Source organism: Pseudomonas sp. NCHU5216 (genome assembly GCF_052156495.1).
Taxonomy (GTDB): domain Bacteria; phylum Pseudomonadota; class Gammaproteobacteria; order Pseudomonadales; family Pseudomonadaceae; genus Aquipseudomonas.
On record NZ_JBQLIX010000045.1, the window covers coordinates 7829 to 20263 of the forward strand.

The 12435-nt window shown below is 57.0% G+C and carries 2 protein-coding genes (1 of these 2 running past the window's edge); both read left to right on the plus strand.

The genetic code is table 11. The annotated features are described in order from the left end of the window. On the plus strand, window positions 1-834 hold the full coding sequence (locus tag ACSVIK_RS22665; protein ID WP_442446412.1) for an efflux RND transporter periplasmic adaptor subunit: 834 nt from the start codon (window positions 1-3) through the stop codon (window positions 832-834). Continuing rightward, window positions 831-12435 carry part of the coding region annotated (locus ACSVIK_RS22670) for a CARDB domain-containing protein (RefSeq protein WP_442446413.1) on the plus strand (this coding region is incomplete at its 3' end). 22158 nt of the annotated region lie beyond the right edge of the window, so 11605 of the 33763 annotated nt are shown. The genes ACSVIK_RS22665 and ACSVIK_RS22670, both read left to right, overlap by 4 nt.

A 12435-nucleotide genomic window follows, 5' to 3' on the forward strand; every position in this document is an offset into this window, starting at 1 on the left:
ATGGCTTGGTTCAAGACCTTTCTCATCTGTTGCTGCTTTGGAAGCATTTCACCTGCATATGCCTTTAACTGCCTGATCGAACCGAGCCAAACGGTCGATCTGGGAACACCCATCACAGGCCTCTTATCTGAGGTTCTCGTTAGTCGAGCAGACCGAATCAGCGAAGGTCAGATCTTGGCTCATTTGGAGTCAAGCGCGGAGACTGCCGCGACGGAGTTGGCACGTTTCAAATCCGAGCAAGTCGGCCCTACGCAGCTTGCCAAAAGCAAGATTGAATTTGCGCAACGCAAGTTCGGTCGCCTGCAGGCCATGGCAGAGGAAAATCTGATGCCGGCTCAGCAGAGTGATGATGCTGAGGCAGAGCTGCGCCTTGCCGAGGCGGAGCTGAAAGTCGCCTCAGAGAATCGCCAGCTCGCAAAACTCGAGCATCAGCAACAGCGCAGTCTCCTTGCATTGCGAAGGATTCAAAGCCCGTTCAATGGCGTCGTTGTCGAGCAACTGGCGTTTGTCGGCGAGGTCGTGGAGCCGGGGGCTGGAAAGCGAGGAATCTTTCGGGTTGCTCAGCTTGATCCGCTACGTGTGCAGGTGGTTATGCCGAAGACCACCTTTGGCCAGATCCATGTCGGCATGAAGGTCGATGTCGTCCCCGAGCTTTCTTCCAATGAGCGCTATATCGCCCTGGTGCGCTCGGTCGACCGTCTATTGAATGCCGCCAGCGGCACCTTTGTCGTGCTCTTGGAACTGCCCAATCCGAATCTTGAAATACCTGCAGGCATCACCTGTTCGGCGCACTTTCCAGATCCCGTAGGAAACAGTGATACACCGCCTCCGTGATTGGGCGAGCTGTCGACCCTAATGCAACGACTCCTTCCGAAGACCGTTGCCTGTCATTTCTTACCGTTTCCCCTGATGTTCTCCCTGGGAGCCCTGATATGAGCAAGCCTCTAGATCGTCAACCTATTGGTGGGCGTTTCGCCTTGTCGCCCCTGGCTTCGATTCTCGGAGGCCTCCTTTCAAGTTATCGTCGATCACGCCAGGAACGCTCGGTGCTTCATTCCTCAGTGGGCGAAAGGGAGATCGCACACGGGCCTGGTGTCCGTTTCGAGAGCCTTGAACCACGTGTCTTGCTCTCCGGTGATGTCAATCCGGCCGCCATGATGATTGAAGGGGAACTGGCGACTCCGGGAGAGAAGACCCAATATGAATTCACGGTTGAGGAGTCGCACCGGGTCGTCTTCGACAGCTTGACCAATCGCAGTGATATGTATTGGAAGCTGGAAGGGCCTACAGGCCAGATAACCAGCCGAAGCTTTACCAACACTGATGCTGGCTCTGCCAATTCGCCAGTTTTTGAACTGGCACCGGGCGCTTATCGGATCACCATCGATGGGCAGAGCGATGCGGTGGGAGCATATGCCCTGCGTATCATCGATGCGGAGGTTGCAGCTGATCTGGAATTGGGCAAGGAGGTAAAAGCTATCCTCGATAGCGGTAACAAGTCCGCTGTCTATCGTTTCACCGCTACTGCTGGAGAAAAGCTTTACTTCCAGCCAGACTCGGCTTCCGGTAGTGAAGTAAGCTGGCGCCTTATTGATCCTTATGGCCGTCAGGAGGGGAGCTCCTATTACTTCTCTTCAGACCGAGACACCTTCAACCTGAAGTACAGCGGCGAATATCTTTTCGTCGTGGAAGGGGCCGTTTCCAACTTCGCGCCGACCGAGTACGGATTCACACTGCACCAAGTGCCTGATAGTAAGACGAACTTGCTACTGGACACCTTAGTGGGGGCACGTATCGAGCGGATCGGGCAAGTAGCTCAATTCAAATTTGAATTGTCCGAAGACACTCCGGTGCTCCTGGATTGGCTCACCGATGATGTCCGTTGGACGTTGACTGGGCCGGAAGGCACCAAGATTTCAAACTTGACCAGTTCGACCTCGGTTACCAGTTATACCGACGGTCTGGGCTGGCTTCGGTTACCAGCAGGCGCCTACTCGTTGATCATCGATCCGTCTTCGCTGAGAGCGACTGGCGAGTTTCCGTTTCGGTTGCTGACCGGAGCATCGGCGCAATCACTCACACCCGGTCGCGAAGTAGCCGCGACACTTGATCATGCACGGGGAACAACGCTCTACAAAATGTCACTGAATGCCGGCGAGCGTATTTTCGTGGAGGGCCGCTCCCTGGCTGGCGGGGCGTTATCCTGGCGACTCGTGAATCCATTCGGAGTTCAGGTGGCGTCCAGTACTCTGATGACAGCGGGGAGTCCGTTGAACATCGACACCACGGGCGAGTTCTGGCTTGTAATGGACGGGGCGGATGTTAATACGGCCGATGCGGCGGTGAATTATCGATTCGCCGTGAACAGGGTTCCGGATGTCATGTCCTCCTTGGCTCTAGGTGAAGTGGTTTCCGGTAGCGTCGAGACAGCCGGTCAATCCACGGTTTACGCGTTCGAGCTGTCGGCAGCTACTCAGTTGGCGTTCGATTCACGCACCAATCGCTCCGACCTGGTGTGGACTCTTCTCGGGCCGCGCGGCGAGGAGGTGGCACGACGCCGCTTCGATCAAAGTGACGCAGCTTCGGCCCTGAGCCTTCTGAACCTGCCGACTGGTCGCTACCGTCTGGTGGTGGCCGGGACCGGGAGCGCAACCGGTGCCTACTCTTTCCGCCTGGTTGACCTGGCGACCGAACCTTCCATCGGTCTGAACACCAAAATCACCGGGACTCTCTCTCCGGGTAATGGATTACAGGGTTATCGCTTCGAAGTCTCCGCAGGAGACAAGCTGGCCTTCCAGTCGAATGGCGTCAGCGGCGGAAGCGCTACGTGGAGATTGATCGATCGCTTCGGTCGTGACGTCGCCGGCTCCAACAACCTCGCCACAAGCCGCGCAGCCGTGACGCTGAAGACGGCCGGAATTTACACGCTGCTCGTCGAAGGGCAGGTGGGTAACGTGGCACCGGTCGATTACAGCATACAGCTCAATACTGCAGGCAATGAGCCTCAACCCGCCTTGCCGGAGGGGCAGGAGTTGATCCTGGGGACTGTTGTGGCCGGTACCCTGCCATCCTGGGATGCGACACAGACCTATCGCTTCACCTTGGCTGCGGACACCTTGCTGGTTCTGGACACCCAAAATCAATCCAGCAGCAGCGCCATTTGGTCTCTGTTGGGGCCACGGGGAGCGGAGGTCGAGCAACGGTCGCTGTACAGCAGCGATGGAAGTTATGGTTACCCGGTGTTCAACCTGGCTGCCGGCGATTACGCCCTGACCATCAAAGGCGCGTCTTATTCCGGGGGGCTGAGTAACAGCGGCTCCTATGCGTTTCAGGTGCTCGATGCGGCAATGCTGCCCACCCTCGAAATGGGGCAGTCGATGACGGTGACCCGTTCGCCGAGCAACGCCACGCTAGGCTACCGCTTCGATGCGACGGCCAATGCCACGGTCGTTCTCAACTGGAACGATAGTTCTTCCGGTTCACTGTGGACCTTGGTCGACCCCTATGGTCGCAAGGTTGCATCGGTTGACAGCGACAGCATCGGCACCTCGTTCGTTCTTCCTGTTGCCGGGTCGTATACGCTACTGAACGAGGGGAACTACTACTCATCTGGTAGCAGTAACGTCACTTTCACGCTCGGGCAGCAGAAACGAACCTCCGATTTGTTGGTCATGAATGACCAATTCAGTGGTGTGCTCGATGATCGTTACAGTCTCGCTGAATACACCTTTACGCTGGACTCAGCCTCGACCGTCGTGTTCGATACCTTGAACAACGAGCAAGGCAGTGCTGGATCGCTACGGTGGATGCTCAAGGGGCCACTCGGCACCTCGGTAGGCTGGAGTGCGCTGACCGAGGATACGAATAGCTACGCGCTTGCGCCGGGTAAATACACTCTGCTGCTGGGCAATACCAAAGATACTCCCGCCAATTACCGGTTCCGCATGATCGATAGGGTGGCTGGTGTCGAGCTCCTCCCAGGTGCTCCAATCAGTGACACTATTCCTGCTGGCGAGTCTCGGCTCTATCGATTTAATGCCAATGCCGGGGAGCGTTATTACTTCAATGGCCTGAATAGTTACTATTCGATCAATGAAGCCGCCCGATGGTCGTTGATCGACCCCTTCGGGCGTGTCCTGCGTAGCGGTAATACCTCTTACGACCAGTCGGATATCGTTCTGAATACCAGTGGCGAGTACTTGTTGGCGCTCTTCCCAGCCGTAACGTCCAAATCTCCGGAAAACCAGCCACGCACAGTCAAATTCAACCTGCAGCCGTACACCACGTCGACGGCGGTGTTGGCTCTGAATCAGGATGTCAATGGAGAACTCGCTGCGCCTGGTGAAGCAGTTCAGTACAGTTTCACTTTGACTGCTCCTGCGCGAGTCTTGATCGAGAGCGGTAACGATCAGAGCTTCCGTTGGAGCCTGAGCGGCCCTCGAGGGAGTGAGGTTAGCAACCGCAGTTTCAACGGGTGGCCAAGCTTTCTGGAACTGCCGGCGGGGAACTATGACCTCTCCGTTTCCGCTAGCGACTTGCGTACTGGCGTCTTCAGTCTGCGAGTGGCTGATGTCTCGACCTTGCCTTCTCTTGCCGTGGATGCGGAAGTCGAACTGGAGCTGTCTGCAGATCGAAATGAGCAAACGTACAGGGTTGAGTTGGTCGATACCATGGAGTTGCTCTGGGACGCCATCAGCGATGCCAACCCAAGCGCCAGTTGGGAGCTTTACGATGCATCCGGCAAATTGCAAAAAGAAGGCAATACGTACTATGACTCCAGCTCTTTCTTGTTGTCCTCGGGTACCTATTACCTTGCATTGAGGGGCGACGGTACGGACACTCAACACTATCGCATGGTGTTGCGCCAGCCTACTTTCAAGACTGCGCCCCTCGAGTTATCCAGTCTGGTGAGCGATGCGTTGGATCGACCAGCGCAAGAGAACCGATATACCTTCGACGTTGAAGCGCCGACCACGGTGTTGTTCGAAGGGCTGAGCGAGGACAGTGATCTTTTCTGGGAGCTACTTGGGCCGAACGGCAGAGTGCGTAGCGAGGCTTTCACTATAGATCGCGCAGCAATGCATCTGGCGGTGGCGGGAACCTATACGCTTCGGGTCTATTCACGCAGCCATGCAGTGAGCGATTTGCGTTTTCGTCTGCTCGATCTCAGCGCTCTGCCCTCCGAGTCTCTTGAGGGGCAGCAGTCCATTTCATTCGGCGAAGAACGACGCACGCACGTATACGCTTTTGACGGGACGCCTGGCGCCTATCTGGCATACAAGCCCAGCCCTTTGGCCGAGGGGATTAGCTCGCAGTTCACTTTGCTGGATGCCAGTGGTCGTTCACTGGATTGGTGGAATGGTCGCCATGACTACAGTCGAGAGATCAGTTCAGCTGGGCGATATTACCTGATCGTACAGTCTGTAGCGGCAGATACCGATCTGGGTTTCATGGTGAGCCTGGCGCATGATCAGGAGCACAGCCTGTTGTTGGGGGAGAACAACGACGGGAATCTGGCGGCGCCCCAAGTTACCGATACCTGGACATTCTCGTTGGAGACCAGACAGCGTCTGGTGCTGAGTGGTTTGAGCAGTCGTTTCAATTGGTCTCTTGTCGATGCCCAAGGCCGTGCTCTTGGCTATTCGGGCAGTCAGGGTTTGCCAGCGATTCTTGATCTGGCGGCCGGCTCCTATCGGCTGGCGGTCAAAGGCAATACGGGTAGCAACAGCGTACCTGGTGAATATGCTCTGCGTTTGAGTGACATGACTAGCGTCAGCCGGCTGGCCGACGCCATGACGACCTCGGGTGTTCTGGTCGAGCCCAGCGACATCGGGCTTTATCGTTTGGTGGCACGGGAGGGAGAACAGTGGCATGCAAGCGTGCAGGGTCAGGGTAGCCGCTTAACGGTCGTTGCTTCCAATGGCCAGGTTATTGGGGCTTCAGGCACTGCGGTGTCCTTCGATGCCGATTCTGCGGTGGGCGAGTATTGGGTCTTGGTCGATCATGCCAATGCTTCGCAGGGCAGTGTCAGCTATACCCTGACCTCGAACATGGCGCGTGAGGTCATGCATGACGCCAACGTCGGAGAGGTAGTGAGTGGCGAACTTGCTGCGCCCTATGACTACCATAGCTATCGTCTGGATCTTGTAACCAGCAAGCACCTGCTGGTGATTTCTGAGGGGAGCGAGGCCAGTGTGCGCTGGCGCATTGCCCCAGCTGACTGGGGATTGAGTGAGGGGGGGTGGCAATATCTGCACAACGGCACCCTTCCGCTCGACTCTAGGCGTCTAGAGGCAGGCGAGTACGTTCTGACGTTTGCCAGTGACAATTCTGCTGGAGGGGCCTATCGGGTTCGCCTGCTCGATATGAATGCGCCGGTGCTTGATGGCGAGGGGGCGCAGGGAGCCCTGACGGACAGCCAGCAAGCGGTCGCCTATGCCTTCGACGTAGAAGAGCCTGGTCGAGTCAGCGTGGCCCTTACAGCGACCGATATCGATGGGATGGCGTGGTCGCTCTATCGCGATCACGATGGTATCTCCCTGCTGCATTCGGACAGTGGATCACCTCGCGATACCGGTGAGCTCGTTTCCGGTCGTTACGTGCTCGTGCTCTATCGCAATGGAGGTGTAAGCAACACTGAATCCATCGGTTACCAAGTGGTTGTTCGGCCGATCATTCCCACACCCTTGCAACTGGGAGAGCTTGTCTCCGGCAGTTTTCCCTCGACAGGCAATGTCGTCGAGTATGCATTCAATCTAGACGAGCCCGCATCACTCTTGTTCGACGCCTTGCAGGGCAATGACCACTTCAGCTACCGGCTCATCAGCACCATTGATGGGCAGTACGTATCCAGCAACTCTTTCGCGTCGGATACGAGCGAGTGGAACCGTTTCATATCGGTCGAGGCGGGTGTTTATCGTCTGGTTATTTCCAGGCCTGTTCCGAGTGGGGAGACGGTGGAGGCGCCTTTCGCCTTCCGTCTAATGACCCGGCAGCAGACGGCGGAACATGAGCTAGTGTACGGCGAGGCACAACAGGGGCAGCTCATTCCGGGCACTCAGGCCGTGGGCTATGCCTTCACCGCACGGGCGGGAGATCAGATCACCTTGCAAATGGACGCCCTCGAAGAGGGGCGCATCAACTGGCGGTTGATTGGACCATCTGGGTACACCAGATCGAGAACCGATGGCGCAATGTCCGATATTTCGATCGATGCGTCCGGGCGCTACCTGCTCTTGTTGGATGGCTATCTGGATAATGCTCAGCCTGTGGATTATCGCTTTGTCGTCGATCTGCTGCGGTCTGTGGATACGCGCCCCGAAGGGGAAACGTTGCAGTTTGGCGCGCAGCTTTCCGTCGTGATCTCCGCCCAAGAGCGTACGAGTTTTCGGTTCAGTACCGACTCCGCGGGTTGGTACTCCATTTCAGGCAAGACGTCGGATAGCCGTTACCTGCCCTGGTATCTGCAAGGTGTGCAGAGCAGTCTGACGTCCGGATCCTTTGAGGCATCAGGGAGCTCTGCCGGTTCGATTTGGCTGGAGGCAGGCGACTATGCCCTGACGCTGAGTAACAGCAACAACGGAACCGAGGCCAAGGTCGAGTTGTATGTTGAAGACCAGGCACATGCGCAGGTCGTGCAGACAGGGAATGACATCGTCCCGGATGGGGCGCGTTTGTACAAACTGAATCTGGTTGCGGGAGAGAGAATTTACATGCGCTCTCCCGGTGATGCGTACTGGCAGCTTCTAGGGCCCAATAGTGCACTTAGCTGGATGTACAGTTATGAGCAAAGCTATCAATCCTATACAGCTTCGCGAACCGGAGAATACCTGCTCTGGCTTTCCAACGATTACTCGTCGGAGCCTATGAATGCGCGGCTCGAATTGCGGGAATGGTGTGAGCGGTTACTCCCCATCACCTTTGACAACCGGGTTGCAGGAGCTGTCGACGAGACGGTCACGGACAGCTACCAGTTCACGCTGAGCGAGGCTCAGCAGATTTTCCTCGACCCCTCGCAAATTCAAGGGGAGATGTCTTGGTCGCTGACAAAAGACGGTCAACCAGTGCATGCGGGGAGCTGGAGGAATGTGCAGTATGTTCCTTATGAAAGCCCCATACTTGATCTTGATGCTGGGAGCTATGTCCTGACACTGAAGTCGGAGAGCCGGGGCGCGGCAACCTATGCGCTCGCGCTGCGTAATCTGAGCTCGGCGTCGCCTATCGCACTGGATACCGATACCACTATTGATGGTGCCTCCACTGGTGTGGCGCGACTCTTTCAGTTTGACGCCAAGGCAGGAGACAGCCTCGTTTATCTGCCGAGTAGTGTCGATGTCAGCGGTATGCTCCATCTTGTTGATCCGACTGGCCAGGAGTTCTACCTCTCCAGCAGCTTGTATGCCGAGTTCGTTTTTCACAATCTGCCAAGTACAGGCACTTATTCGCTGATTTGGGATCCTTCTTGGGATGAGCAGGTATCAGGCGATCAGACGTTTGCGCTAAGTATCCTTACGCCGGTAGTCACACAAGCACTGCCGTCTCTCGGTGACGTGGCCATGGGGGCACTCGACACCGATGGCACTCTGCGTTACCACTTCGAGACTACTGGGCCGGTTCAGTATTACGTTGATCTGCTGAACTCGGCTGCTGTTTATGGATGGGAAGTATGGGACGCTCAGGGGGAGAGAGTCGCCGCGGGGGATAGTTATAGCCCTGAAGACTGCCTACTGGCTCTCGATGCAGCGGGGCAATACACCCTGATATTGAAAGGCGACCCCTTCTCTGAAGGGCAGGTCAGTATGCGCCTGCTCGATTTCGCAGCGGCCCTCGAAGCCAACGCTGACGGAACGTCTCAGGCTCAAGTACCTTCTGGCGGTGCCGTGATCATTGGTGTGGATGCCAAGCAGGCCTACAGCCTGATCTATGGCAGGGCGAATGAATCCGTCGGTGGTAGTCGCTATGTCGTCATTGACAGCAATGGAAACGTGATTGGCGACGGTTTTGAAGGGGAAAGCCGTTTCGTTTTACGCGATCTGCCTGTCGATGGCAGGTACTACCTGCTCGTGGAGACGGATTTCGATACGGAGGCATCGACGGTTCAGCTAGATCTGCTCTTGCGGCCCGTTGCATCGTCATCCATCCGGCCGCTGGCGTTAGGGGCGAGCGTCACGGAAACGTTGGGCGTAGATGGTACGTTGCGTTATCGCTTCCAGGCGGAAAGCGATAGCCTGCTATGGCTGGACGTGTTGAACAGCCAGAACGGAAGTTGGCATTTTGAAGACTCGCAGGGCAACCGGCGCGCCAGTGGGAGCATGTCTGGCTCGAGCGGCACTTTGATTACTGTTCGTGCAGGTGAAATCTACACACTGGTATTCGCAACCGACCTGGCGCCGGCGCAAGATGATGTTGTGAGCTTCCAGTTTCTCGAGCTGGCTCAAGCTGCTTCGCCTATCGTCATGGGGCAGGCTGTCGAGGGTACGCTGGAGTTCGGTTCTGGTTCTAGCGTCTATCGAATTAGCTCGCTGGCGAGCGGGCTTTTCAAATTCATTCCACACTCGGCCAGTACCGAGAACTTGCGTTGGACACTCTATAGCAACAGCGGATCACAGCGAGCATCCGGAACTTTTGGCGTTGAGTCGAACCTTTTCAGCCTGAGTACATATGGTGCGGGCATTTACTATCTGGTGGTCGATGGCCTCGAGGATGCAGCGGCTGCAGTTTCCTACAGCTTCACCGCCAGTTCCAACGAGGTGGCCTTCGATACCCTCTACAGCGGTACTGTCAGTGCCTATTCGCAGAGAAGCTATTACCTGCGTGTCAGCGAGCCCAGCGTGCTGGCGTTCGCTGGCCACAGCTTTGCTGAAAGCTATGCCTATTGGACATTGACGGGGGGCGATGGGCAGCTCTTCTACCAGTCGCTCTACTCGAACGATCCCATTACCGTATTGCCTGCTGGGGACTACACCCTGCGTGTTTTCAGCACGTATGGGTGGAAGTCGATGCCTTATGAATTCCAGATTCTGACGGCTGGTACTGCCGAGGCGCTTGCATTGGGAGCCACCAGCAGCGGCACTCTGAGTCCAGGTAACTCTACCAAACTGTATCGTTTCGATGCGACCGCGGGTGATACCTACTATCTCTTTGGTCAGCAGTCGATTTCAGGTAACTGGAGGGTGATCGATCCGCAAGGCAACACGGTCGTCACTCGGTGGGGGGCGCTGGGGCAGGTCAAGCTGGATTTAACCAAGACCGGCACCTATCTGTTGGCCATCGAAGGCGACAGTGGTCGCACAGCCGCACAGGATTATGCCTTCACGATGGCTCAGGCTACTGACCGCGGTGATCTTACTCTCAACGCTACCCAGAGCGGCACCTTGAGCGGTAGCGCTGCCGTTCGCTATGCGCTGCATCTCGATCAGGCCGCAACTCTGGTATTCGACAGCCTCATGACCAGTGGTGGCCTGGGTTGGCGTCTGCAACATTCCGATGGCGTGGTGTTCGACCAGCCCATGCGGAGCAGTTATGACGTTGCTCCACGCTTGGCTGCAGGCGATTACGTGCTGACGCTGGAAAACTCATCTACCGCCGCCGTGCCGTATGAGTTCCGTGTTCTCGAGTCGAGCAGTGCAGTGACCATCGAGCCCGGAGCTCCGGTCAGTACGGTTCTGACACCATCGAACGGTGTGCAGCTATACAAGTTCGAGGCGACAGCAGGCGAACGTTATTACTTCGACGTGCTTACGACGCGCTCCGATTTCATGGATAACCGTATTTCCCATGGCGTGCCACTTTGGACGCTGCTGGATCCAGCGGGGCGGGTGGTGTTCTCGCATAGCAGCATGGGACAAAGCCGATCCGAGTCAGCCTGGGATTCCAGCGCAGGCAAACGGCGCTATCGCGAGCTGTTCACTGGTTACGATCAGGAGCCGCAAGCCTTGAACGTGAGTGGGGTCTATACGCTCATGCTGGAAGGACTCAACACAGAGAGTCAGCCGCAAGCCAGCGTGACGTTCAACGTGGTCAAGGTTCCGGAAAAGGCGCCAATCATTCTTGACAGCCTGGTTGTTCGTCAAGCGCCCGACCTGGCGGTCAACAGTCTCGAGCTTGACCCGGCGGATGAGCTGTTCACCGGTCAGGCGGTTCAGGTTACCTGGGTTGTCGAAAACCGTGGTGTGCAACCGACGAGCACTCATTGGAATGACCGGATTTTGGTGCGCAACCTCGAGACCGGTGCCTTGGTCGTCAACATGACCGTGCCGTATGACGCCAGCCAGTCCGGCAGTATAGCCGTAGGCGAAAGTCGCACCCGTAGCGCGATGGTGCAGTTGCCCGCAGGCGTTTCGGCGGCCGGCCGCCTAGCATTCTCGGTGATTACCGATGCAGACAATGTGATACGTGAAAGTAATACCACCGGAACCGCTGAGGGTAACAACGCTCTCTCCAAGGAGGTGGATGTGGCACTGGCTGCCTATGCCGACCTGGTGGTGGAAAACCTGGCGCTGACGCCGGATGGTAACTATCAGCCCGGTCAAACCGTAGAGCTGACATGGCGCACTGCCAACCGGGGAACCAGAGCGGTCGAAGAACTGTGGAGTGAGCGTCTCGAGGTGCGCAACCTGTCCACCAATGAACTCGTGGCCACGATCAGCCTTCGCGACGAGACCTCTGCCGGCCCTCTGGCCGTCGATGCCCAGCGTGAGCGCCATGCCCAGTTCACTTGGCCAACAGGGCTCTCGTCTTCTGGCCAGTTCGCCATTCGTGTGCTGGCGGACAGCGCCTCCGAGGTAGTCGAGGCCAATGCGTTGGGCACCGGGGAAGGCAATAATCTCACCGAGCTGCGCCGTAGCGTGGGGCCTGACCTGCAAGTACGTAACCTGCGGATCGATGAAGGAACCATTCAGGCCGGTGGTTTGGTGACCGTGCGCTGGGAGGACTGGAACCTCGGCAGCAGTGCCACCGGCACTGCCTTCGATGACCGCATCGTCGTGCGCAACACGGCTGGCAATATCACCTTGCTCGATACCAGCCTGAACTACGATCCACTGCAGATCAACGATGGACAAATGCTCGGCGCGATCCAGCCTGGGCATTCGCGGGAGCGGAGCTTCACTTTCCGTTTACCCGATGGCCTGAAGGGGGCAGGGGATATCAGTATCACTGTGACGGCTGACCAGAACTCAGCCGGCTTTGGCGTGCTGTTTGAAACCAACATCGAAAATGACGCCGAAATCAACAACAGCACCAAGACCAACATAGTCTCGGCTGCCACGCCCTATGCCGACCTGCGAGTCGATCAAGTCGGCGTGCCCGCGACAGGGGTCGGCGGCGAGTCGGTGACGGTCAACTGGATCGTCTCCAACCGTGGTCAGGCGGCCACCACAGAGAACTGGAACGACCAGGTCATCCTGAGTACCGACGCGATCATCGGCAACGCCG

What these genes read in the sequence shown, in the direction of transcription:
- ACSVIK_RS22665 (WP_442446412.1), top strand. Translation starts at nt 1, where the DNA reads ATGGCTTGGTTCAAGACCTTTCTCATCTGTTGCTGCTTTGGAAGCATT.